The organism is Agromyces sp. NPDC055520, assembly GCF_053619715.1.
Genome location: NZ_JBSHJY010000036.1, coordinates 1 through 23,893, shown reverse-complemented (window position 1 = coordinate 23,893; position 23,893 = coordinate 1). Strand labels below are relative to the sequence as shown.

General features: G+C 71.7%; 18 protein-coding genes and 1 tRNA gene. 12 read left to right on the top strand and 7 right to left on the bottom strand.

From position 1 onward, the window contains the following. Positions 1-3: 3 nt before the first annotated feature. The 7 genes from rho to ACWGST_RS13305 all read right to left on the bottom strand — a co-directional run bounded on the left by rho (position 4) and on the right by ACWGST_RS13305 (position 10,322). Complete coding sequence (gene rho / locus ACWGST_RS13335) at positions 4-2,268, bottom strand: transcription termination factor Rho (RefSeq protein ID WP_452047153.1); 2,265 nt, start codon at positions 2,266-2,268, stop codon at positions 4-6. Between the two features lie 304 nt (positions 2,269-2,572). Then, on the bottom strand, positions 2,573-3,547 hold the full coding sequence (gene thrB / locus ACWGST_RS13330; protein ID WP_452047152.1) for a homoserine kinase: 975 nt from the start codon (positions 3,545-3,547) through the stop codon (positions 2,573-2,575). Further along, on the bottom strand, positions 3,544-4,644 hold the full coding sequence (gene thrC, locus ACWGST_RS13325; RefSeq protein ID WP_452047151.1) for a threonine synthase: 1,101 nt from the start codon (positions 4,642-4,644) through the stop codon (positions 3,544-3,546). The genes thrB and thrC overlap by 4 nt, the downstream gene beginning before the upstream one ends. After that, on the bottom strand, positions 4,641-5,951 hold the full coding sequence (locus tag ACWGST_RS13320; RefSeq protein WP_452047150.1) for a homoserine dehydrogenase: 1,311 nt from the start codon (positions 5,949-5,951) through the stop codon (positions 4,641-4,643). The genes thrC and ACWGST_RS13320 overlap by 4 nt, the downstream gene beginning before the upstream one ends. Further along, a complete protein-coding gene (lysA, locus tag ACWGST_RS13315; protein ID WP_452047149.1) occupies positions 5,948-7,396 on the bottom strand; it encodes a diaminopimelate decarboxylase in 1,449 nt (482 codons plus the stop codon). The genes ACWGST_RS13320 and lysA overlap by 4 nt, the downstream gene beginning before the upstream one ends. A gap of 155 nt (positions 7,397-7,551) precedes the next feature. Further along, the gene (locus ACWGST_RS13310; protein ID WP_452047148.1) at positions 7,552-8,583 is read right to left on the bottom strand and encodes an LmeA family phospholipid-binding protein; all 1,032 of its coding nucleotides are present in this window, start codon (positions 8,581-8,583) and stop codon (positions 7,552-7,554) included. A 65-nt stretch (positions 8,584-8,648) separates the two neighbouring features. Continuing rightward, entirely contained in the window at positions 8,649-10,322 is a 1,674-nt protein-coding gene (locus tag ACWGST_RS13305) for an arginine--tRNA ligase (RefSeq protein ID WP_452047147.1), read from the bottom strand. A gap of 39 nt (positions 10,323-10,361) precedes the next feature. On the opposite strand from ACWGST_RS13305, the gene ACWGST_RS13300 reads away from it, so the two are divergent. From ACWGST_RS13300 to ACWGST_RS13245, 12 genes are all read left to right on the top strand, one after another. Next, entirely contained in the window at positions 10,362-10,982 is a 621-nt protein-coding gene (locus ACWGST_RS13300; RefSeq protein ID WP_452047146.1) for an iron ABC transporter ATP-binding protein, read from the top strand. 28 nt (positions 10,983-11,010) lie between these two features. Continuing rightward, entirely contained in the window at positions 11,011-12,192 is a 1,182-nt protein-coding gene (locus ACWGST_RS13295; RefSeq protein WP_452047145.1) for an ROK family protein, read from the top strand. Positions 12,193-12,268: 76 nt separating this feature from the next. After that, a tRNA-Arg gene (locus ACWGST_RS13290) sits at positions 12,269-12,341 on the top strand. Positions 12,342-12,454: 113 nt separating this feature from the next. Next, the gene (locus tag ACWGST_RS13285) at positions 12,455-13,915 is read left to right on the top strand and encodes a hypothetical protein (RefSeq protein WP_452047144.1); all 1,461 of its coding nucleotides are present in this window, start codon (positions 12,455-12,457) and stop codon (positions 13,913-13,915) included. A 209-nt stretch (positions 13,916-14,124) separates the two neighbouring features. Further along, positions 14,125-15,324 (top strand): ROK family transcriptional regulator, encoded by a 1,200-nt coding sequence (locus ACWGST_RS13280; protein ID WP_452047143.1) that lies wholly within the window; start codon positions 14,125-14,127, stop codon positions 15,322-15,324. Between the two features lie 53 nt (positions 15,325-15,377). Next, complete coding sequence (locus tag ACWGST_RS13275) at positions 15,378-16,721, top strand: extracellular solute-binding protein (RefSeq protein WP_452047142.1); 1,344 nt, start codon at positions 15,378-15,380, stop codon at positions 16,719-16,721. After that, a complete protein-coding gene (locus tag ACWGST_RS13270; RefSeq protein WP_452047141.1) occupies positions 16,718-17,716 on the top strand; it encodes a carbohydrate ABC transporter permease in 999 nt (332 codons plus the stop codon). Before ACWGST_RS13275 ends, ACWGST_RS13270 begins: the two co-directional genes overlap by 4 nt. After that, positions 17,713-18,540: a carbohydrate ABC transporter permease gene (locus ACWGST_RS13265; protein WP_452047140.1), complete on the top strand. Its 828-nt coding sequence runs from the start codon at positions 17,713-17,715 to the stop codon at positions 18,538-18,540. Before ACWGST_RS13270 ends, ACWGST_RS13265 begins: the two co-directional genes overlap by 4 nt. Further along, a complete protein-coding gene (locus ACWGST_RS13260) occupies positions 18,540-19,814 on the top strand; it encodes a 6-phospho-beta-glucosidase (RefSeq protein WP_452047139.1) in 1,275 nt (424 codons plus the stop codon). The genes ACWGST_RS13265 and ACWGST_RS13260 overlap by 1 nt, the downstream gene beginning before the upstream one ends. Then, positions 19,811-20,839 (top strand): N-acetylglucosamine kinase, encoded by a 1,029-nt coding sequence (locus tag ACWGST_RS13255; protein WP_452047161.1) that lies wholly within the window; start codon positions 19,811-19,813, stop codon positions 20,837-20,839. Before ACWGST_RS13260 ends, ACWGST_RS13255 begins: the two co-directional genes overlap by 4 nt. Positions 20,840-21,052: 213 nt before the next feature. Beyond that, positions 21,053-22,981, top strand: a complete 1,929-nt coding sequence (locus ACWGST_RS13250) for a TPM domain-containing protein (protein WP_452047138.1) — start codon at positions 21,053-21,055, stop codon at positions 22,979-22,981. 110 nt (positions 22,982-23,091) lie between these two features. After that, complete coding sequence (locus tag ACWGST_RS13245; RefSeq protein WP_452047137.1) at positions 23,092-23,829, top strand: PspA/IM30 family protein; 738 nt, start codon at positions 23,092-23,094, stop codon at positions 23,827-23,829. Positions 23,830-23,893: the final 64 nt, after the last annotated feature.

The following is a 23,893-nucleotide window of genomic DNA, read 5'->3' as shown; positions in this document are numbered from 1 at the left end:
GCCTCAGCGGTGGTCGGACTCGTGCCCGTGCGAGTTGCCGTGACCGGTGGCGACCGGCATCGACTTCTGCATGAGCATGAGGAACTCGACGTTCGACTGCGTCTCTTTCAGGCGGCCGAGCACGGCCTCGAGCGCCTGCTGCTGCTCGAGGCCCGCGAGGGCACGGCGCAGCTGCCAGGTGATCTTGACCTCGTCGGCCGAGAGCAGCATCTCTTCGCGGCGCGTGGACGACGCATTGACGTCGACCGCCGGGAAGATGCGCTTGTCGGCGAGCTGGCGCGAGAGGCGCAGTTCGGAGTTGCCGGTGCCCTTGAACTCCTCGAAGATCACCTCGTCCATCTTCGACCCGGTCTCGACGAGCGCCGTGGCGAGGATGGTCAGCGAGCCGCCGTTCTCGATGTTGCGGGCGGCACCGAAGAAGCGCTTCGGCGGGTACAGCGCCGAAGCGTCGACACCGCCCGAGAGGATGCGACCGGACGCCGGTGCGGCCAGGTTGTACGCGCGGCCGAGGCGGGTGATCGAGTCGAGCAGCACGACGACGTCGTGACCGAGCTCGACGAGTCGCTTGGCACGCTCGATGGCGAGCTCGGCGACCGTCGTGTGGTCTTCAGCAGGGCGGTCGAAGGTCGAGGCGATGACCTCGCCCTTCACCGTGCGCTGCATGTCGGTGACCTCTTCGGGGCGCTCGTCGACCAGCACGACCATGAGGTGCACCTCGGGGTTGTTGATCGAGATCGCGTTGGCGATCTGCTGCAGCACGATCGTCTTGCCGGCCTTCGGGGGCGCGACGATGAGGCCGCGCTGGCCCTTGCCGATCGGGGCGATGAGGTCGATGATGCGCTGCGTGAGCTTGGTCGGCTCGGTCTCGAGGCGCAGTCGCTCTTGCGGGTACAGCGGCGTGAGGCTCTGGAATTCGACCCGGGCGGCGGCCTCGTCGGTCGTCTGGCCGTTGATCGAGTCGACCTTCACGAGCGCGTTGTACTTCTGACGGCTGTTCGAGTCGTTGTCGCGCGGCTGCTTGATGGCGCCGACGACCGCATCGCCCTTGCGCAGGTTGTACTTCTTCACCTGGCCGAGCGAGACGTAGACGTCGCTCGGGCCCGGCAGGTAGCCGGTCGTGCGAACGAACGCGTAGTTGTCGAGCACGTCGAGGATGCCCGCGATGGGGATCAGCACGTCGTCGTCGAGGATCTCGGGCTCGAGCTCGTCGCCCATGCCCTGACCGCGACGCTTGCGATCGCGGTAGCGGTTGCGACGGCCGCCTTCGCCGTCGAGCTGCGCCTGACCGTCACGGGCCTGACCGTCACGGTTCTGACCATCACGGGCCTGACCGTCACGGTTCTGACCATCACGGGCCTGACCGTCACGGTTCTGACCATCACGGGCCTGACCGTCACGGTTCTGGCCATCGCGAGCCTGGCCGTCGCGGCCGCGGCCCTCGCCCTGCTTGGACTTGTCGGCGTCGCCGCCCTGGCGCGGCTCGCCGGACTTGGCGCCCTGCTCGTCGCCCTTGCGAGCCTGCTCGCCGTTCTGACGGCCGGACTGGCGCTCGCCCTGCTTCTGCTCGCCCTTCTGGGCGTCGTCGCCGCGCTCGGCGCGATCGCCGCGCTCACCGCCCCGACGGCCGCGGTTGCGGCTGCGACCCTGGCGGGGCTCTTCGGATGCCGCGGCGTCGCCGTCGGTCTCGTTCGGCTGGGCGGCGCGAGCGCCTTCACCGGTCGCCGCGGCGAGCTCTTCGCGCACGGCGGCGCGAGCGGCCTCACGTGCGTCGTCGCTCTCGGGCGCCGAAGTCGGCGCAGCAGCGGGCGCCGCCGCCGTCGTGGCGGGAACGGCTGCGTCGGCCGCGGGAACGAGGGCGACACCGGCCCCCCCGCCGTTGACGTGCTGCACGGCCGAGGTCGTCGCGCTCGTGGCACGACGGGGTTGACGTCGTTGCCGGGTCGGTGCGGTGGTCGCGGGCGCTTCAGCCACGACATCCGTCACGACCGCTGCGGCCGGCGCCTCGGGCGCTGCGGCCGCGACGGGCACGTCGAGCTCGAGCGGCGCGGCCGCGTTCGGCGCCGCGAGCTCGGCGACGTCGGCCGACGCTGCCGACTCGCCGGCGACGGCGAGCTGGTGGGTGGAGATCAGTTCGACGAGATCTCCCTTTCGGAGCTTGCCGCTCGCGAGTCCGAGAGACGATGCGAGCTCTTGCAGCTCGGCCACCTTCATGGCGGAAAGACGGGCGGTGTTGGCCGCGCTGTCGGCGCGGTCGGTTCCGTTGGTCACTTGGGTATGTTCCTTTCCCCTGTCGCAAGAGTTGCGGATTCAGGAGAGCTGATCGCTGGCACGAACGATGCCGGTGCGCACGATGGCGCAGACACGCGCGAGAGCGAAAGCAATAGATTGCCGGGAATTGCACGAGCGAGCTGGGACACGAACAGTGCGTCACCTGCCGGGTGCGTCGCCAGTCTATCACCACCGAACCCTGCGTCCCGCCACGCGACGCGCCTGCAGAGCGGTATCGGAGGGTTGGATGCTGCGGGGCGGATGATCCTCCTGGGGCTGCCGCCTATCGCGACGGTTCAGACCGCTACGCGCTCTGAACCGTCGCGCCCTTGAAGTCCACGGCGAGCGGCAGCGCCTGCCAGGCGGTGTCGGCCGAGGCCTCGACGAGGGCGATGGCCGCCGCGCGTTCGCTGGGGTCGCTCGCGAGCACGAGGATCGAAGGGCCCGCGCCGGAGACGACCGCGGGATGCCCCGCCTCGCGGAGCACTCGGATCAGCCGGTCGGTCTCGGGCATCGCCGCAGCGCGGTAGTGCTGGTGCAGCTTGTCTTCGGTGGCCTGGAAGAGCAGCTCGGGGCTCTGGATGAGCGCGGCGACGAGCAGCGCCGAACGTGAGACGTTGAACACGGCGTCTTCGTGCGGCACCGACTCGGGCTGCAGCGAACGGGCGAGCGCCGTCGACATCTCGTGCTCGGGCACGAGCACGAGCGGCGAGACGCCGCGGTGCACCATGAGCTTCTTGTGCCGCGGCCCCTCGGGCGTCACCCACGCGATCGTGAGCCCGCCGAAGAGCGCCGGCGCCACGTTGTCGGGGTGCCCCTCGAGTTCGGTCGCGAGGTCGAGCAGCTCGTCGGCGCTGAAGTCGACGATGCCCTCGAGCAGGCCCTTGGCCGCCACGACGCCCGCGACGATCGCGGCGCCCGAGGAGCCGAGGCCGCGGCCGTGCGGGATGACGTTGTGCGCCACGAGCTTGAGCGCCGGCATCGGCACGCCCGAGCGGGCGAAGGTGTGGGCGATCGCACGCACCACGAGGTGCGACTCGTCGAGCGGCACCTCGCCCTCGCCGACGCCGTGCACCTCGATGTCGAGTCGAGGCGCCTGCCCCGCGGCATCCGGAACCGAGACCTCGAGCTCGTCGTACCTGGCGAGCGCGAGGCCGAGCGTGTCGAAGCCGGGGCCGAGGTTCGCCGAGGTCGCGGGCACCTTGACGAGCACGCGGCGACCGGCGAGCTGCGCGGCCGCATCCTGCGGCGCGCCGGCCTGCGACTGGGCAGCCGTCACGAGCTGAGCCCGAGCACCGAGGCGATCTGCGCGGTGTCGACCGGCACGACCGTCGGCTGCACGTCGGATCCGTCGGCGGTGCGCAGCGCCCATTGCGGGTCCTTCAGGCCATGGCCCGTGACCGTGAGCACGACCCGCGCGCCCGCGGGCACGACGCCCGCGGCCGAGCGCTCGAGCAGGCCGGCGACCGAGATCGCCGACGCGGGCTCGACGAAGATGCCGACCTCCGCCGAGAGGATGCGCTGGGCCTCGAGGATCTTGTCGTCGTCGATCGCACCGAAGTAGCCGTCGGACGCGTCGCGCGCCTCGAGGGCGAGCTCCCACGAGGCGGGGTTGCCGATGCGGATCGCGCTCGCGATGGTGTCGGGGTCGCGCACGACCTCGCCGCGCACGATGGGCGCCGAGCCCGCGGCCTGGAAGCCGAACATGCGGGGCAGACGCGTGGCGTTGCCCGCCGCGATGTCTTCGCGGTAGCCGCGCGTGTACGCCGTGTAGTTGCCGGCGTTGCCGACGGGGATGAAGTGGAAGTCGGGCGCGTCGCCGAGCACCTCGACGACCTCGAAGGCCGCCGTCTTCTGCCCCTCGATGCGATCGTTGTTGACCGAGTTCACGAGGTGCACGGGGTAGTTCGCCGCGAGGTCGCGGGCGATGTCGAGGCAGTCGTCGAAGTTGCCCTGCACCTGCAGCAGCTCGGCGTTGTGGGCGATGGCCTGGCTGAGCTTGCCCATCGCGATCTTGCCCTCGGGCACGAGCACCGCGGCCTTGATGCCGGCGTGCGTGGCGTAGGCGGCGGCCGACGCAGAGGTGTTGCCCGTCGAGGCGCAGATGACGACCTTCGCGCCGTGCTCGACGGCCTTCGTGACGGCCATCGTCATGCCGCGGTCTTTGAACGAGCCCGTGGGGTTCATGCCTTCGAACTTCACCCAGACGTCGGCGCCGGTGCGGGCCGAGAGCGCGGGGGCGGGCAGGAGCGGCGTGCCGCCCTCGCCGAGGGTGACGACCGGGGTGGCGTCGGTGACGTCGAGCCGATCGGCGTACTCGCGGATGACTCCGCGCCATTGACGCGAGTTCGCCTTGGGGGTGATGGGGGTGTTCACACTGCTCCTTCGACTCGGAGGACGGACGCGACGGATGCGACGACGGGGCTCTGGGCGAGGGCGGCGACGGTCTCGGCGAGCGCGGACTCCTTCGCCTCGTGCGTCCCGATCACCAGCGTAGCTCGCTCGGAGCCCTCGCTGACGGTCTGCTGCAACTGCTCGACCGAGACGCCGTGGTCGGCGAAGATGCGCGCGATCTGCTCGAGCACGCCCGGTTCGTCGGCGACCTCGAGCGTGATGGCGTAGCGCGTGGTGATGCGCCCGATCTCGAGCACGGGCAGCGCCGCGTGCGTCGACTCGGCCGTGCCGGGGCCGCCGATGACGTGTCGGCGGGCGATCGCCACGAGGTCGCCGAGCACGGCGGAGGCGGTCTGCACTCCGCCGGCTCCGGCGCCGTAGAACATGAGCGGGCCGGCAGCGGATGCCTCGACGAACACGGCGTTGTTCGCGCCGTGCACGGCGGCCAGGGGGTGGCTGCGGGGCACGAGCGCCGGGTAGACCCGCGCCGAGACGCCCTCTTCGCCGGTCTCGGCGTCGGTCAGCCGCTCGCAGATCGCGAGGAGCTTGACGACGTAGCCGGCCTTGCGCGCCGACTCGACCTGCTCGGCGGAGACGCCCGTGATGCCTTCGCGGTGCACGGCCTCGACGGGCACGCTCGTGTGGAACGCGATGCTCGCGAGGATCGCGGCCTTCTGCGCCGCGTCGTAGCCGCCGATGTCGGCGGTCGGGTCGGCCTCGGCGTACCCGAGTTCGGTCGCGGTCGCGAGGGCGTCTTCGAGCGAGGCGCCCGTCGTGTCCATGCGGTCGAGGATGAAGTTGGTCGTGCCGTTGACGATGCCGAGGATGCGGTCGATGCGGTCGCCGGCGAGGCTCTCGCGCAGCGGCCGGATGATCGGGATCGCGCCGGCGACGGCCGCTTCGTACGAGAGCTGCGCCCCGACCTGCTCGGCTGCGGCGAAGAGCTCGGGGCCGTGCTGGGCGAGCAGCGCCTTGTTGCCCGTGACGACGTCGGCGCCCGAGGCGATCGCCTGCAGCACGAGCGTGCGGGCCGGCTCGATGCCGCCCATGAGTTCGATCACGATGTCGGAGCCGAGGATGAGCGTATCGACGTCGGTCGTCAGCAGCTCCCGCGGCAGCTCGACGTCGCGCTTCGCTTCGAGGTCGCGCACCGCGACGCCGACGAGTTCGATGCGGGCGCCGATGCGCTGGGCGAGCTCGTCGGAGTGCTCGAGCAGCAGGCGCGCCACCTGCGAGCCGACGGAGCCCGCGCCGAGCAGGCCCACTCGAATGGAGCGGTACTCGATCATGCGGGGTTCCCTTCGCCGGGGTTGTCAAATGAGGTGACAGCGGATGCTTCGAGGCCCGCGTCGCGGGCGAGCAACTGCTGCTCGGTCTCGCCGTGCACGATCACGCGCGCCGCGCCGTCGCGCACGGCGACGACGGGCGGGCGCGGCACGTGGTTGTAGTTGGACGCGAGCGACCAGCAGTAGGCGCCCGTCGCGGGCACCGCGAGCAGGTCGCCCGGGGCGACGTCGCCCGGCAGGTGCTCGGTGTCGACGACGATGTCGCCCGACTCGCAGTGCTTGCCCGCGACTCGCACGAGCACGGGCGCGGCGCCCGAGACGCGCGAGGCGATGCGGGCCGAGTAGTCGGCGCCGTAGAGCGCCGTGCGCGCGTTGTCGCTCATGCCGCCGTCGACCGAGACGTAGTGCCGGGTGCCGCCCTCGATCGGCACGGGCTTGACGGTGCCGACCGTGTAGAGGGTGACCCCGGCGGGGCCGATGATCAGGCGTCCGGGTTCGAAGGCGAGCTTCGGCACGGGCACGCCGTGCTCGCGGCACCCGTTCGCGACCGCGGCGGCGATGCCGCGCGCGATCTCTTCGATCGGCTCGGGCTCGTCGGCCGAGGTGTAGGCGATGCCGAAGCCGCCGCCGAGGTTCAGCTCGGGCACGGGCGCCGATGCCGACAGCTCGGCGTGCACGGCGAGCAGGCGCTCGGCCGATTCGGCGAAGCCCGCTGCGTCGAAGATCTGCGAGCCGATGTGGCAGTGCAGGCCGAGGAAGTCGAGCGAGGCGTGCGAGCGGATGCGCGCCCCGAGTTCGACGGCCCGGCCGAGCGGCACGCCGAACTTCTGGTCTTCGTGCGCGGTCGCGAGGAACTCGTGGGTCGACGCGTGCACGCCGCTGTTGACGCGCAGCCGCACGGCTTGCACGCGGCCGGCGCGCGCCGCGGCATCCGCCACCCGTTCGATCTCGATCTCGCTGTCGATGACGATCGCGCCGACGCCGGCTGCGACGCCGCGCTCGATCTCGGCGAGCGACTTGTTGTTGCCGTGGAAGCCGATGCGGGCGGGGTCGGCGCCCGCGGCGAGCGCGACGGCGAGCTCGCCGCCGGTGCACACGTCGATCGCGAGGCCCTCGTCGGCCATCCAGCGCACGACGGCGCCCGAGAGGAAGGCCTTGCCTGCGTAATAGATCGTCACGGTCGTGCCGATGGATGCCGCGGCGTCGCCGAACGCCCGCACGACTCGAGCCGCTCTGGCGCGGGCGTCGGCTTCGTCGACGAGGTAGAGCGGAGTGCCGAATTCGGCGGCGAGCGAGGCCGCGTCGCGGCCGGCGATCACGAGCCGCCCGGCGCGGTCACGCGCGGCCGAGGACGGCCAGACGAGCGGCGCGAGTGCGTTGGCGTCGGCGGGCACGGCGCTGGTGCCGGGCACGCTCGGCCGCCCGGGGGCGGAAGCGGTGGATGCCACGGGGGAACCTCACGGACGGAAAGACGATGGCGTGGATCGCTCGCGGCGAGCGAACCCGGATCGGTTCCTGAAGCCTGCTGTGCGCGCAGCCTTGTGGGCGGCGTACGGCGAGTCTACCGAGGCGTGCAGGCCGAGCCGAATCGACGGCGACGCGACTAGCTGCAGCTGCCCGTCTGCTGGAGGTTCGCGGAGTCGAGCACGAGCCCGTCGCCGGTGAGCCTCACGACCGCGACACCCGGCGTGACCTCGACCGAGTCGAGCAGCACGCCCTGCGGCAGTCGGTCGGCGATGCACACCTCGAGCGGGTTGCCGCCGAGGAGCCGGTCGATGACTCCGGAGACGTCGATCGACGTCCCTGCGGCGCCGACCTCGACGCCGGCCGGTTCGAGCAGCACGGAGTCGCCCGCGGCCGTGGGGGTCGCGGTGACCTGGTAGGTGATCGGCAGGCCGAAGATCTCGATGCGGCCGTCGTAGCCGACCGTGCCGTCGCCGAGCGAGAGGCCGGTCTCGACACCGGCGACCGTGATGAGCTGGTTGACCGCGGCCTCGTCGGCGGTGATGGTCGCCGTCAGGTGCTCGACGGGGGACGCGGGGTCGACCGGCATGCCCTCCGCGACGACGTCGACGGCGATGGGGGTGCCGCCGACGCTCAGCTCTGGAGCGCTGAGTTCGACGTGCTGCATCGTGCCCGAGAGGTACTGCGCGATGATCGAGAACCCGCCGATCGTCACGTCGACGTCACCCTCGACGCCGTCGGGCAGGTCCGCCTCGATCTGCGCCGCGACGCGCTGCTCGGTGACGCCCCGGGCGACGATGTCGACCACGACGACGAGTGCGACGAGCACCGCGAGCACGACGCCCGCGATGATCCACGCGCGTGCGGCACGGCTGAGCCGTCGACGGGTACCGGGCGCAGCGGGCTCGGTGCCTGCTGCGGCCTGGGTGCCCGCTGCTGCCTGGGTGCCCGCTGCTGCCTGGGTGCCCCCTGCGACCAGGGCGCTCTCGGTCGACAGCACCTCGGTCGCCGACAGCGATTCGGTCGGCAGCACCGCGGTCGGTGACGACTCGTCAGCCGTGGCCGGCCCGCCCTGCCCTTCGGCCGGCTGGACCCGCCCGTCGGCCCCGTCGCGCCACCAGGGCGTCTCGGAGTCTGCGCGTTCGTCGCGCTCGTCGCCGTGGGTCGCCATCGAGGCCTCCGGATCGGGGTGGGTCGCATGCGGTGGGTCGCATGCGGTGGGTCACATGCGTTCGGTCACATGCGTTCGGGTGCCGATACGCCGAGCAGCGCGAGACCGTTGCGGAGCACCTGGCCCGTGGCATCGTTCAGCCAGAGCCGCGTGCGGTGCAGTTCGCCGATGGGCTCCTCGCCGAGGGGCAGCACGCGGCAGTTGTCGTACCACCGATGGTAGAGCCCCGCGAGCTCTTCGATGTAGCGCGCGACGCGATGCGGTTCGCGAAGTTCGGCCGCCTGGGCCACGACGCGCGGAAAGTCCTGCAGGGCGCCGAGCAGAGCCGACTCGGTCTCGTGGGTGAGCAGTTCGGGTGCGAACGACGAGCGGTCGAGGCCGACGGATGCCGCGTTGCGGTCGACTGCGCAGGTGCGGGCGTGGGCGTACTGCACGTAGAAGACCGGGTTGTCGTTCGTGCGACGCTGCAGGATCTCGGGGTCGATCGTCAGCGGCGAGTCGGCGGGGTACCGGCCGAGCGTGTAGCGCAGCGCGTCGGTGCCGAGCCAGGCCTGCAGGTCGTCGAGCTCGATGATGTTGCCCGCGCGCTTCGAGAGCTTCGCGCCGTTGATCGAGACGAGCTGACCGATGAGCACCTCGATGTCGCGCTCGGGGTCGTCGCCCGCCGCGCCGGCGAGCGCCTTCAGGCGGTGCACGTAGCCGTGGTGGTCGGCGCCGAGCAGGTAGATCTTGTGAGCGAAGCCCCGATCGCTCTTGTCGAGGTAGTAGGCGGCGTCGGCGGCGAAATAGGTGTAGACCCCGTTGGCGCGGCGGATGACCCGGTCTTTGTCGTCGCCGAAGTCGGTCGTGCGCACCCACACGGCGCCGTCGAGCTCGAAGACGTGGCCCTGGGCGCGCAGTCGTTCGACCGCGGTGTCGGTGTCGGAGAGCCCGTCGTCGCCCTTGCGGTGCAGGCGACGCTCGCTCGTCCATACGTCGAAGTGCACGTTGAATCGGGCGAGCGAGGCGCGGATCTCGGCGAGCTGCAGCTCGTAGGCGATCTCGGTGGCGGTGTGCAGCGCCACGGCGTGGTCGAGTTCGAGGAGCTTCGGCTCGCGCTCGAGCACTTGGCGGGCGAGCTCGCCGATGTAGGCGCCCGGGTAGCCGCCCTCGGGGGTCGGCTCGCCCTTCGCCGCGGCGAGCACCGAGGCGCCGAAGACCTCCATCTGGTTGCCGGCGTCGTTGATGTAGTACTCGTTGGCGACCTCGGCGCCGGCGGCGCGCAGCACCCGGCCGATCGAGTCGCCGAGCGCGGCCCAGCGCGTGTGGCCGATGTGCAGCGGGCCGGTGGGGTTGGCCGACACGAACTCGAGGTTGATGACGTTGCCGGCCAGCGAGTCGCTGCGGCCGTAGTCGGCGCCCGCCTCGACGATGGTCTTGGCGAGTGCACCCGCGGCCGCCGCGTCGAGGCGCACGTTGATGAAGCCCGGCCCGGCGACCTCGGCCGACGCGACGCCCTCGACGCCCGCGAGCCCGGTCGCCAGTTCGGTCGCGAGTTCGCGCGGGTTCATGCCGAGCGGCTTCGCGACGCGCATCGCGATGTTCGACGCCCAGTCGCCGTGCTCGCGGTTCTTCGGGCGCTCGAGCACGATGTCACCCGCTGTGAGGTCGAACGCGACCTCGTCGCCCGCCGCGCGACGTCGCTCGACGACGGCGAGCACGAGGGCGTACAGGGCATGCGAAAGGTCGGCGGGAGTCACCCGCAAATCCTACCCGCCGCCATTGATAAGGTTCGTCACATGCCTCGCTCGTCCCCCTTGACTCGCGCCCGTCCCGTCGCCGCCGCAGCACTCGCGGCCGCGACATCCATGATGCTGTTGAGCGGATGCACGGGGGCGGCGCCCGACCCTGAGAAGTCGACCGCCCCGCCGGCCGCGAGCGTGACCCCGAGCGCCTCGGCCGAGCCGACCGCGACCGCCGAGCCGCCGGTGCCGTTCGCCATCGAATGCGACGCGCTGCTGACCCTCGACCAGGTGTACGCGTTCAACCCGAACTTCGGCTCGGCTCCCGGCTTCGAGCCGAAGGGCGAACAGGTCGTCGCCGTGGTCGACGAGGCGGGCACGGCCTGCGGCTGGCTGAACCAGACGAGCGGCGAGATCATCGAGGTCGCCGTCGCCACTCCCCCGGCCGACGCCCTCGTGGCGCACCAGAACGACGCGGCGATGGGCTCGACCCCCGTGCCCACCTACGGCACCCCGCCCGATGTCGAGGGCTACTTCAGCCAGGTCAACGGCACCGGTGTGGCGCAGGTCTTCAGCGGCCCGTACTGGATCGTCGTCGAGTCGACCGTGCTCTTCGAGCCGGGCGACGCCGGCCAGATCGTCGCCGACGTGCTCGGCAACCTGCCGCCCGCCGCCTGATCGCAGCGACGACGAGAACGGTTCGACGATGAGATCAGCGCACGGCACGCCATCATGGCTCGGTGCGGTCAACGACCGCGTCGGGCTCTCGGCACTGCTCGACCACGGCCCGCTCACCCGCAACCGCATCTGCGAACTCGTCGGCGTCTCCAAGCCCACCGCCTCGATGATGATGACCCGGCTCATCGCGGCCGGCGTCGTCGAAGAACGCGGTCAGGTCGCCGGCAATCCGGGGCGCAGCGCCACGCTCTACGCGGCACGCACCGACCGTCCGCTCGGCGTCGTGATCGCCATCGAAGCCGACGGCCTCCGAGCCTCGGTCGTCGACGCGGCCGGCGGGGAGCGGCCCGTCGTGCGCACCGCGCTCTCCCGTGACCCGGCCGAGCGCGACGCCGTGCGCGAGGTCGCCGCGGCGATCCGCGACGCGAGTGCGGCCGCGGGCACCGACCCCGACGCCGTGCACACCGTGTGCATCGGCACGGCCGGGTACGTCGACCCGGGCGATGCCGGCACCCTCTTCAGCGAGACCCTGCCGGGATGGCCGGTGAGCGGGCTGCACCGCTTGCTCGAGGCCGAGCTCGGGGTGTCGGTGTTCGTCGAGAACGATGTGAACCTGGCGGCGATCGCCGAACGCGAGTCGGGCGCAGGCTCGGGCCGCGACGTGTTCGCACTGCTCTGGCTCGGCAACGGCGTCGGTGCGTCATTCGACGTGAACGGCGATCTGCACCGCGGCAGCTTCGGCGGTGCAGGCGAGATCGGGTTCCTTCCGCTCTCGGCCGCGGCCCAGGCGCTCGACGAGCATGCCGCGACGAGCCAGGACCTCGCCGGGGCCGTGGCGGTGTGCCGCATCGCGGCCGCCCACGGACTCGAGGCCGTCGACTACGCGTCGGCACTCGAGGCGATCGCCGCGAGCGACCGGCGCGAGGCGATCATCGAAGAGCTCGGCGTGCGCATCGCCCACATCTCGTTGCCGCTGCTCGCGACCCTCGATCCCGGCCGACTCGTGCTCGCCGGCCCCACCGCGATCGCCGGCGGCGAGGCGCTCGCCGACGCGGTGGAGCGGGGCATCCGCAGCATCAGCCGGTGGTACCCCGAGGTCGTCGCGACGCGCGTCGACCACGACCCGGTGCTGCACGGCGCCCGCGCGTTCCTCACCGCCAAGGTGCGCGACGACCTGCTCGGCACGGTCGCCCGGCTCAACCCCTCCTGAGCCGCTGTTCCGCGGGTCGCGCGCCGCCCGACGGGTCGGGAAGCGGCGTGCGAAGTGGTAATGTCTCTAGCTGTGCGCCTCCGTAGCTCAGGGGATAGAGCGCCGGTTTCCGGTACCGTAGGTCGGGGGTTCGAATCCCTCCGGGGGCACGAAATCGAGTAGCCTCGGCCGAATCGGCCGGGGCTCTTCTCGTCCGACTCCGCATCGCCTGCGACGCCCGGAGACTCGGCTGGTCGCGACCGATCGACGAGGAGGCCAGCGCATGCACGCGAGCATCGGACCGGTGGCGTTCGCCGTCACTCCCCTCGGCTGGATGAACCCGTGGAGTCTCGATCGGCTACTGCCCTTGCTCATCGTCGGCGGCGTGATGCTCGGCATCGTCGTGCTCCGCGTGCTCGACGCCCGGTCCAAGCGCCGCGAGCTCGCACCGGTCGCCCGGCGCGCGGCCGAGGCGCCGCCGACCGTCGGGCTCGACGAACTCGAACGTCGGGCGGGGCTCGCCCTCGTGGCATCCGACGAACACGTGACCGCGGCCGCAACGGAGGTCGACTACGCGCGTGCGCTCGACGGCGATGCGGTCGCCGCCGCGTCGGGCGCCGTCGTCGCCGACGCCAGGGCCCAGCTCGCCGACGCCTTCGCCGTGCAGCGGGAGGCGGGGCGCACCACCGACGAGCGCGTGCGACGCGCGTCGTTCGAACGGATCCTCGCACTCACCGCCGCCGTCGACGCCGCGCTCGACCGGCAGCGCAGCGCGCTCGAGCAGCTGCGCACGCTCGGCGCCCGCGCCGTCGAGGAGCACGACGCGCTCCTCGACCGGCTTGCAGCGCTCGAGCGCACCGTCGCCGGCGCCACCGCGCGGCTCGCCGATGCGAGCGACCGGTACTCGGCCGCGGCGCTCGAACCCGCCGCGACGGCGCTCGCCGACGCCCGCGCGGCGCTCGACTCGGCACGTGTGCAGACCTCGGCTCCTGCCGCCGCCGTGCCCGGCACCGCCGCGGGGCTGCACCTCACCGCCGCCCGCACGGCCCTTCGCGGCGCGGCCGAATCGGCCACGGCGGTCGAGGCGCGCATCGCCGCGCTCTCGGCGAGCGACCTCTCGGTCGCCGACGGCATCGCCGCCCTCGAACGCGACATCGACACCGCCCGCGCGATGGAGAGCACCCGCATGCGCTCCGTCGCCGACGACTTCGCCGCCGAGGCGGCAGCACTCCGCGAGGCACTCGCGGCGGTCGGTCGCGACCCCGTCGCACTCGGCCGCAGAGTCGTGCGAGCGGATGCCGCGATCGACGCCGAGCTCCGTGCGGGAACGAGTGCCGGCGAGCTGTCGCAGCGAGTGCTCGCCGAGCGATCGAGCGCCCTCGCCGCCGCGCGCATGCTCGTCGGAACGGCCGCACACGCCCTCGCCGCCGAACCCGTCGATGCCGCAGCCCGCATCCGCCGCGACGAGGCTGCCGTGCTGCTCGCCGAGGCGCGCGACGCGCTCGCGACGGCCGAGCGCCCCGAACTCGCGCCCGGCGACGCTCGCGAACAGGCCGACGCCGCGGCGCACCTGGCACGGCGGGCCATGGCCATTGCACGCGACGACGTCGCGGGAACCCCGGTCTCGGGAGGGCGCCTCTTCGATCGCGCACCCGGCGGCGACGGGTTCTTCACGGATCTCGTGGCCGGACTCCTCGAGCGCGCCGACGAGCGCGACGCCGCGAACCGCAGCGACCCGCGCTGACCCGACCGGGCGGCGCGACCGGTCGGCAGCGCGAGCGCGGAACGGGACGCCCCGGTCTGCGGCGACTCGTCGCATCGTTTCGTAACGATTTCGTTGCACCCTCTTACTGACAGGAAACTTTCCTGTTAGGTTCATCTCGGACGCACATCGGAGTGGAGGGCGACGTGGGCAGGGATTCCGCACCGGGAACACCCGGGTGGCTGGGCGCCGTGAACGATCGAATGGCACTCGCGATGCTGCTCGAGCACGGAGTGCTGACCCGCAATCGCATCCGCGACCTGTCGGGGCTCTCCAAGCCCACCGCCGCGCAGATCGTCTCCCGGCTCGAAGCCGCGGGGCTCATCGAGGCCACCGGCTCCGTCGCAGGCGCCCGCGGGCCGAGCGCCGTCGGCTACACCGTGCGACTCGACCGCTCGATCGGCGTCGCGGTCGACGTGACCACCACGGCGCTGCGATCGACGCTCGTCGACGTGGCGGGCACGGAGCATCCGGTCGCCGTCACCCACCGCCCCCAGGGCGAACGCATCGGAGCGTCGGGCGAACTGCGCCTCGCGATCGATGCCGCCGCACGCGCCGCCGGCGCAGACCCCGCAGTCGTGCGCCGCACCGTGATCGCGCTGCCCGCCTCGGTCGACGCCGAGCGCGACGAACTCGCATTCGCCGAGGGCATGCCCGGCTGGCCGCGCCGCGGCACCCGTGCCCACCTCGAAGCCGAGCTCGGCGTGCGCGTCACCCTCGACAACGACGTGAAGCTCGCGGCGATCGCCGAGCGCACCTCGGGCGCCGGACAGGGCCGCGAGGGCTTCGCGCTCCTCTGGCTCGGCAACGGCCTCGGCGTCGCCGCCGACCTCGGTTCCACGCTCGTGCGCGGCACGTCGGGCGGCGCCGGCGAGATCGGCTACCTCGAGGTGCCGAAGGCGGCAGCGGCGATCGACCCGGCGGCGGTCGACCTGCAGGGACTCGTCGGCGGGCCGACGGTCGCACGGATGCTTCGCGAACGCGGCCTCCGCGGCCGCACCCTCGACGAGCGACTCGCGCGTCTCGCCGAGGCTCCAACCGAGCTCCGAGACGCGGTGCTCGTCGACCTCGCACCGCGCATCGCCCTCGCCGCCGCTCCCCTGCTCGCGGTGCTCGACCCCGGACTCATCGTGCTCGGCGGCCCCACCGGTGCGGCCGGCGGCGATCGACTCGCCGAACTCGTGCGCGCCCGACTGCGCCGCACGACCCGGTGGACGCCGGATGTCGCGGCGACCGGGGTGCCCGCACAACCCGCGCTGCGCGGCGCGCGCGACCGGCTGCTCGTCGAGGTGCGCACGGCGCTCCTCGACGAGGTCGCAGGCCCGTCGGGACCATCGACGGGATCTCCCCCACCACCCCAGGCACAGCCTGATCACCCCGGCACCACCTGATCACCCCCGGCACCACCCATCCCCCGGCACCACTGATCGAATACGAGGACATCATGAAGCACACGAGGCTCACCGGTGCGCTCTCGCTCGCAGCCGTCTCGACGGTCGTCGCGCTCGCGCTCTCCGGATGCACCCCCGACTCGAGCGCCACCGACTTCGCGGAGACCGCGCCGCCCGAACTCTCGGGGACGGTGTCGTTCTGGCACTTCTTCTCCGACCGCGAGGCCGATGTCATCCAATCCGTCGTCGATGACTTCGAGGCGGCGAACCCCGGCGTCACCGTCGAGGTGCACCCCGGCCAAGACGACGAGAAGCTGCGCAAGGCGATCTCGACCGGCGACAAGGTCGACCTGGGCCTCAGCTACTCGACCGACATCGTCGGCAACTTCTGCTCGACGGGCGCGTTCCGCGACCTCGGCGACGTGATCGCGCGCGACGACGTCGACCTCGGCCAGTTCTCCGACACCGTGCGCAGCTACACGGAGTTCGACGGCGTGCGGTGCTCGATGCCCGTGCTGGCCGACGTCTACGGCCTCTACTACAACACCGATCTGCTCGCCGCCGCGGGATACACCGAGCCGCCGAAGACGCTCTCGGAACTCGAGTCGATGGCCGACGCGCTCACCACGTACAACGACGACGGCTCGATCAAGACCCTCGGCTTCAACCCGATGATGGGCTGGTACGAGAACTCCGCCGCGCACTACGGCCCCGCGTCGGGCGGCGAGTGGCTGAACCCCGACGGCACGAGCACCGTCGGGGCATCCGGCACCTGGAACGCCCTCATGGAGTGGCAGAAGGCGTACGTCGACAAGATCGGCTACGACAAGCTGAACGCGTTCACCTCGGGCCTCGGCCAGGAGTTCTCGGGCGACAACGCATTCCAGACCGGGCAGGTCGCGATGAACCTCGACGGCGAGTACCGCACGGCGTTCATCGACGACCAGGCCCCCGACCTGCAGTACGCCACCGCGCCGTTCCCGGTGCTCGACGGACACGAGGACCTCTACGGCGGCGGTTACATCACCGGCAACATCGCGGGCATCTCGAAGGGCTCGAAGGAGCCCGAACTCGCGTGGGCGCTCCTGAAGTACCTCACGACCGACACCGACGCGATCGTCAAGCTCTCGAACGGCCTGAAGAACGCGCCCACCACGAAGGACGCACTGGAGAGCCCCGACCTCGAGGTCAGCCCGCAGTTCCAGACGTTCCTCGACATCATGGCGGACCCGTCGTCGTCGACGACCCCGCCGAGCCCGCTCGGCGCCGGCTATCAGCAGACCTTCCAGGACTTCTGGAACAGCTGGCAGGCGGGCGAGGTCGAAGACCTGCAGGCCGGACTCGACGACGTCGACACGCAGATCGACGACGCGCTCGGGCTCGTCAGCGGGCCGTGAGCGGACTCACCGAGACCACGGGGCGGGCCGCCGCCCGCCCCGTGGCGAGCCGCGCGACGCGGCGACGGCGCAGTTCGGTCGTTCCGCGCCGGACCGTGCTCCTCCTGATCCTGCCCGCGCTCGCCGGGCTCGCGATCTTCTTCGTCTACCCGCTGATCGCGTCGGTGTACTACTCGTTCACCCGGTACGACCTCGTCTCGCCCCCCGAATGGATCGGACTGCGCAACTACGAGTACCTGTTCACGAAGGATCCGAAGGTCTGGACGGCCACCCTCAACACGCTGTGGTTCGTCGTGTTCCTCGTGCCGATCAAGATCGTCTTCGCGCTCGGCATCGCCGGGCTCCTGGCCCGCGTGAAGCGCGCGTCGGGCGTGTGGCGCACGGTGTTCTACCTGCCGGCGCTCGTGCCGCCCGTGGCATCCGTGGTCGCCTTCGTCTTCCTCTTCAACCCGGGAACCGGGCCGGTGAACCAGGTGCTCGCCCTCTTCGGCGTCAAGGGACCGCTCTGGTTCAACGACCCGGCCTGGTCGAAACCGTCCCTCGTGATCCTCGGCATCTGGGTCATGGGCGACATCATGATCATCTTCCTCGCATCGCTCCTCGACGTGCCGAAGGAGCAGTACGAGGCCGCAGCGCTCGATGGCGCCAACGGCGCGCAGCAATTGCGCTATGTGACGTTCCCGAGCATCACCCCCGTGCTCATGTTCGCCCTGATCACGGGAATCATCGCGGCCGTGCAGTACTTCACCGAGGCCGCGGTCGCCTCGACCGTGGCGAACGGCAAGGCCGTCGTCGGCGAGGGCACCGGCAGTGCGCTCGGCTACCCGGGCAATTCGCTGCTCACCTACACGCAGTGGCTCTACGTGCGCGGCTTCGGCAACTACCAGCTCGGCTACGCCTCGGCGCTCGCGGGGCTGCTGTTCGTCGTCTCCGCGGTGCTCCTCGTGCTGCTGCTGCGCCGCTTCAAGGCCTTCGCGCCCGAGGGGGCGCAGTGACCCGGCGCGGCATCCTCGCGTGGATCGCCGAGCACGCCGTGCTCGTGCTCCTCGCCGTGCTCTTCATCGGCCCCGTCGTCTTCGTCTTCCTGACCTCGCTCATGTCGAGCGAGCAGACGCTCACCGCCTCGCTGTGGCCAGACCCGTTCCAGTGGTCGAACTACCTGCGGGTGTTCACCGACGTGCCGCTCGCGGGATGGTTCTGGAATTCGACGGTGTACGCGGTGCTCGCGACGGCGTTCATGCTCGCCTCCTCCATTCCCGTGGCGTACGCACTCGCGAAGATCCGCTTCCGGTTCTCGGGCGTGCTGTTCACCGCGATCATCATCGCCATGCTGCTGCCGCCGCAGGTCACGGCGATCCCGATCTACGTGATGTGGTCGCAGCTCGGGCTCACGGGGTCGCTCTGGCCGCTCATCCTGCCGAACCTGCTCGGCGACGCGTTCTCGATCTTCCTGCTGCGCCAGTTCTTCCTCACCATCCCGAGCGAGTACGCGGATGCTGCGCGCATCGACGGCAACGGCGAATGGGGCGTGCTCACCCGGGTCATGGTGCCGATGGCGAGGCCCGGCATCGCGGCGACGGCGATCTTCATGTTCTTCCACTCGTGGAACGACTACTACGGCCCGCTGCTCTACACCTCGGAGAATCAGGCGGCCTGGCCGGTCGCCTACGGCCTCGCTTCGTTCCGCGGCATCCACGGCACCGATTGGGGCGTCACGATGGCGATGACCATCCTCGTGACGGTGCCCGTGGTCATCGTCTTCTTCTTCGCCCAACGCGTCTTCGTCGAGGGCATCACACTGACGGGAGTCAAGGGCTGATGAAACTCGCAGTCGTCGGCGGAGGCTCGACCTACACGCCCGAGCTCATCGACGGGTTCGCGCGGCTGCGCGACACCCTGCCGATCGAGGAGCTCCACCTCGTCGACACCGACCCCGAGCGACTCGCGCTCGTGGGCGGGATGTCGCGGAGGATGTTCGCGCGAGCGGGGCATCCGGGTCGCATCGTGACGACCGCCGACCTCGTCGCGGGCGTCGCCGACGCCGACGCCGTGCTCGTGCAACTGCGCGTCGGCGGGCAGGCGGCGCGCCGCGGCGACGAGACGTTCCCGCACGAGTGCGGGTGCATCGGACAGGAGACCACCGGCCCGGGCGGTCTCGCGAAGGCGCTCCGAACGGTGCCGGTGGTGCTCGACGTCGCCGACGCGGTGCGCCGCCACGCGAGGTCCGATGCCTGGATCGTGGACTTCACGAATCCGGTCGGCATCGTCACCCGGGCGCTGCTCGAGGAGGGCCACCGGGCGGTCGGGCTCTGCAACGTCGCGATCGGCTTCCAGCGCCGCTTCGCGTCGATGCTCGGCGCTGCGCCGACGGAGGTCGCGCTCGGCCACGTCGGGCTGAACCACCTGACCTGGGAGCGCTCGGTCGACGTGCGCGGGGCCGACGGTCGCGTTCGCGACCGGCTGCCCGACCTGCTCGCGGCGCACCTGGCCGAGCTCGCCGAGGAGGTCGAGCTGCCCGCGGCGCTCCTGGCACTGCAGCGCATGGTGCCGAGCTACTACCTGCGTTACTACTACGCCCACGACGAGGTGCTCGCCGAGCAGCTCGCGGGCGGCACACGTGCCGACGCGGTGCTCGCGGTCGAACGGGAACTGCTCGCGCAGTACGCCGACCCCGCGGTCGACCGGAAGCCCGAGGCGCTCGCCAAGCGCGGCGGTGCCTTCTACTCGGAAGCCGCCGTCGATCTGCTCGCGTCGCTCGTCGGCGACCGCGGAGACGCCCAGGTCGTGAACGTGCGCAACGACGGCGTGCTCCCGTTCCTCCCCGACGACCACGTCATCGAGGTGCCCGCCTCGGTGCGTCGCTACGGTCTCGAGCCGCTCCCGGTCGAGCCGTTGCCGGCGGATGCCTCGGCGCTCATCTCGCACGTCGCCGGCTACGAGCGCCTCGCACTCGACGCCGCCGTCCACGGCGGTCGCGATCGGGTGCTGCGGGCGATGCTCGCCCACCCGCTCGTCGGGCAGTTCGACCGTGCCGCTCGGCTCACCGACCTGCTCCTGGCGCAGAATGCGAGGCATCTCGCGTGGGCGCGATGACGTCGGCGAAGGGTGCGGGTGCGGGTGCTGGTGCGGGTGCCGGCGGCCCCGGGGCGGTGCTCGCGATCGACGGCGGCGGATCGAAGACGCATGTCGCGGTGCTCGCCCCCGATGGGGCGGTGCTCGCGGTGGAGACGGGTCCCGGCTCCAGCACGCACGTCATCGGTCTGACCGCGGCAGCAGAGGTGCTCGACACGCTCGTCCGCGCCGCCCTCGAGCGCGCCGGCGGGGCATCCGTGCTGCATCGAGCGCTCTACCTTTCTGGCCTCGACCTGCCGCCCGAGCATGCGGCGCTCGAGCGCGCGCTCGAGCGCTACCCGTGGATGCACGGCGGATCAGGGCCGGTGCTCGGCAACGACCTCCTCGCGCTGCTCCGCGCCGGCACCGACGAACCCGATGCCGTTGCCGTGGTGTGCGGCACGGGGATCAACGCGGTCGGCGTCGCGGCCGACGGGCGCACGGTGCGCTTTCCGTCGCTCGGGATGATCTCCGGCGACTGGGGCGGCGGGTGGCACCTCGGCGAGCAGTCGCTCTGGCATGCGGCCAGGGCCGTCGACGGGCGCGGGGCCCCGACGCTCCTCGTCGATCTGCTTCCCGCGGTGTTCGGGCTCGACTCGATCGACGACCTCATCGCCGCGCTGCACTTCGAGCGCATCCCGACCTCCGACCTCGCGCTGCTCGCGCCGGCCCTGTTCGAAGCCGCGGCCGCGGGAGACGCGATCGCGGTCGGTCTCGTCGAACGCCAGGCCGAGGAGATCGTCGCGATGGCACGGGCCGCGCTCACGCGCCTCGGCCTCCTCGACCGTCCGGTGCCGGTCGTGCTCGGCGGCGGCGTGATCGCTGCGGGCGACGGCCGGCTGATCGACGGCGTGCGCGCGCGTCTCGCCGAGGTCGCACCGCTGACCCGGATCGAACTCGTCTCGGTGCGGCCGATCGTCGGCGCCGGGCTGCTCGCCCTCGAGCAGATCGGTGCCGGGCGTGCTGCGCTCGACCGCGCGCGGCGCGAACTCGCCGCCGTGCCGTAGGCGGGTGCCCGCCGCCCCGGGCCGGTCGTGGACTCCGCGCAAGCCTTCCCCATAGACTCGGAAGGGTCCGCTCGGATGGGGGAAGACCGTCGGTTCCGACGGGAGAGGCACTGGTACATGCGCGCAATACGCAGATGGTCCGCGGCACTTGCGATCGTTGCCGGGGCGGCTATCGGAACCGGCGCCACCGCGCTCGCCTGGGCGGAGGACCCGGTGTCGTTCACGTCGTCCCCGGTCGTCGACACCGCAGGAGCGCTCGGATCCCAGACCGACGAGGTCGTCGCCGCGCTCCAGTCGGCTGCCGACCGCAGCGGCCGCCAGCTCTTCGTCGCCTACGTCGACCAGTTCACGAACCCGGCTTCGGCGGCCGACTGGGCCGACCAGACGGCCATCGCCAACAACATGGGCCGCGAGGACTACCTGCTCGCCGTCGCCGTCGACGGCCGTGCGTACTACCTGTCGTCGGCGGGCGACGCCTCGCTCTCCCCCGACGAGATCGACCGCATCAGCACCGAGGTCATCGAGCCGAGACTCCGCGCAGAGGACTGGGCCGGCGCGGCGATCGCCGGTGCCGACGCCATCGCAGGCGACTCGGGCGGAAGCGGAGGCGGCGGCGGCTGGGGCTTCGTCTGGTTCATCGTGATCGCCGCGGTCGTCGTCGTGATCATCGCGATCGTGCTGTCGCGGCGCAAGAAGCGTCGTGCCGCAGTCGGAGGAACGGGCGCCGGCGCCGACCAGGTGCCGCTGCCCTCAATCGAGGAGCTGCGCCGTCAGGCCGGCAGCGCCCTCGTGCAGATCGACGACGCGGTCAAGACGAGCGAAGAGGAGCTCGGCTTCGCGGTCGCCTCCTACGGCGAGTCCGCGACCGAGGCGTTCCGCGCCGCACTCGACGCGGCGAAGGCGAAGGTCGCCCAGGCGTTCACCCTGCAGCAGCAGCTCGACGATGCGATCCCCGACACCGACGAGCAGCGGCGCGAGTGGTACGGCGGCATCATCCGGCTCACGGGCCAGGCCGACACGCTTCTCGACGAGCAGGCCGAGCAGTTCGACGAGCTGCGCGCCCTCGAGCGCGACGCCCCGGCGCAACTCGCCCGGGTGCAGCAGGCGGCGACCGCGGCGGAGGCGTCCATCGCTTCGGCCGAGCAGCGCCTCGCGGCGCTCGGCGCGCAGTACGCGGCATCCGCCATCGCCCCCGTCAGCGACAACCCGGCACAGGCCAGGTCGCGCGTCGGCTTCACCGGCGAGGCCCTCGCCGCCGCGAGTGCGGATGTCGCGTCGGGCGACGTCGCCGCTGCCGCGGTCGGAATCCGCGCGGCCGAGGAGTCCATCGACCAGACCACGCTGCTGACGGCCGCGATCGAACGCCTCGCGAGCGACCTCGCCGCCGCCGATGTCGCGGTGGCCGCGGGCGTCGAGGAGCTCGACCGGGATGTCGCGACGGCTCGCGGCCTGCAGAACGCCGAGGCCGCGGCGGTCGCCGACCGGGTCGCAGCCGAGTCGGCGTCGCTGAGGGCCGCGATCTCCGCGCCAGGGCGGGATCCGATCGCCCTGCAGGCCAGGCTCGAACAGGTCGACTCCGAGATCGACGCCGTGATCCAGAGCGTGCGGGATGCCGCGGAGCAGGCCGCCCGCGTGCAGGCCCAGCTGAGCCGCTCGCTCACGTCGGCGAGCTCGCAGGTGCAGGCCGCCGAGGACTACCTCGTCGCGCGGCGCGGGGCGATCGGCGCGGAGGCGCGCACCCGGCTCGCCGAAGCCGGACGCCTGCTCGTCGAGGCCCAGACCAGTGCACCGACCGACCCCGCCGCCGCGCTCACCGCGGCCCAGCGCGCCGAGCGGCTCGCGGCCGAGGCCATGTCGCTCGCCCAGCGCGACGTCGGCGGCTACGGCGGCGGCATGGGCGGCTACGGCGGCACCGCAGGCGGCTCGGGCGGCGGCGACATGTTCGGCGCCGTGCTCGGCGGCATCCTCATCAACTCGGTGCTCGGCGGCGGCGGACGCTCGTCGGGCGGCTTCGGGGGCGGCGGACGCTCCTCGGGCGGCTTCGGCGGCGGTTTCGGCGGCGGGCGAAGCAGCGGCCGCTCCGCCGGCAGCTTCGGCGGCTCGGCGACCCGCTCGCGGCGCGGCAGCGGAGGTCGATTCTGACCGCTCGACGCGCCACCCGTCGGGCTGCACGACAGGCCGCTGACACCGACTTCCGACCACCGACCACGAACCGATACGACCGAACTCGGATCACCACGAAAGGGAACATCATGGCAAAGCAGTCCATCTTCGGACGGATCTCGCAGCTCGTGCGAGCCAACATCAACAACCTCATCGACCAGGCGGAAGACCCGCAGTTGATGCTCGATCAGATGGTGCGCGACTTCACGAACGCGATCGCCGACGCCGAGGCCGCCATCGCCGAGACCATCGGCAACCTGCGCCTGCTCGAAGACGACCACCGCGAAGACATCGAGGCGGCACGCGAGTGGGGCGAGAAGGCCGTCGCGGCCAGCCGCAAGGGCGATGAGATGCGGGCGGCAGGCGACGCGTCGGGCGCCGACAAGTTCGACAATCTGGCCAAGGTCGCGCTCAGCCGCCAGATCTCCTCCGAGAACGAGGCGAAGGCCGCCGAGCCGCAGATCGCCGCGCAGACCGACGTCGTCGACAAGCTGAAGTCGGGCCTGAACGGCATGAAGGAGAAGCTCGTCCAGCTGCAGAACAAGCGCTCCGAGCTCGTCGCCCGTTCGAAGACGGCTGCGGCGCAGAAGCAGGTGCACGACGCCGTCAAGTCGATCGACATCCTCGACCCGACGAGCGACCTCGGTCGCTTCGAAGACAAGATCCGTCGTGAAGAGGCCGTCGTGCGCGGCCAGGCCGAGCTCGCCGCATCGAGCCTCGACGCGCAGTTCAACGAGCTCGACGACCTCGGCGAACTCACCGAGGTCGACGCCCGACTCGCGGCCCTGAAGGCCGGCGGCGGCAGCCAGGGCGCCATCGGCGGCTGACCGGGCACTCGGAAATCGACCGAGCAGTCGGAATCTACCGAGCTCTCGGACTCGACCGAGCATC

Excerpts from the sequence above, each read along its gene's own strand:
- ACWGST_RS13320 (WP_452047150.1), bottom strand. The coding sequence starts at position 5,951 with ATGATCGAGTACCGCTCCATTCGAGTGGGCCTGCTCGGCGCGGGCTCC.
- ACWGST_RS13310 (WP_452047148.1), bottom strand. The coding sequence starts at position 8,583 with ATGGCGACCCACGGCGACGAGCGCGACGAACGCGCAGACTCCGAGACG.
- ACWGST_RS13300 (WP_452047146.1), top strand. The coding sequence starts at position 10,362 with ATGCCTCGCTCGTCCCCCTTGACTCGCGCCCGTCCCGTCGCCGCCGCA.
- ACWGST_RS13295 (WP_452047145.1), top strand. The coding sequence starts at position 11,011 with ATGAGATCAGCGCACGGCACGCCATCATGGCTCGGTGCGGTCAACGAC.
- ACWGST_RS13285 (WP_452047144.1), top strand. The coding sequence starts at position 12,455 with ATGCACGCGAGCATCGGACCGGTGGCGTTCGCCGTCACTCCCCTCGGC.
- ACWGST_RS13275 (WP_452047142.1), top strand. The coding sequence starts at position 15,378 with ATGAAGCACACGAGGCTCACCGGTGCGCTCTCGCTCGCAGCCGTCTCG.
- ACWGST_RS13260 (WP_452047139.1), top strand. The coding sequence starts at position 18,540 with ATGAAACTCGCAGTCGTCGGCGGAGGCTCGACCTACACGCCCGAGCTC.
- ACWGST_RS13255 (WP_452047161.1), top strand. The coding sequence starts at position 19,811 with ATGACGTCGGCGAAGGGTGCGGGTGCGGGTGCTGGTGCGGGTGCCGGC.
- ACWGST_RS13245 (WP_452047137.1), top strand. The coding sequence starts at position 23,092 with ATGGCAAAGCAGTCCATCTTCGGACGGATCTCGCAGCTCGTGCGAGCC.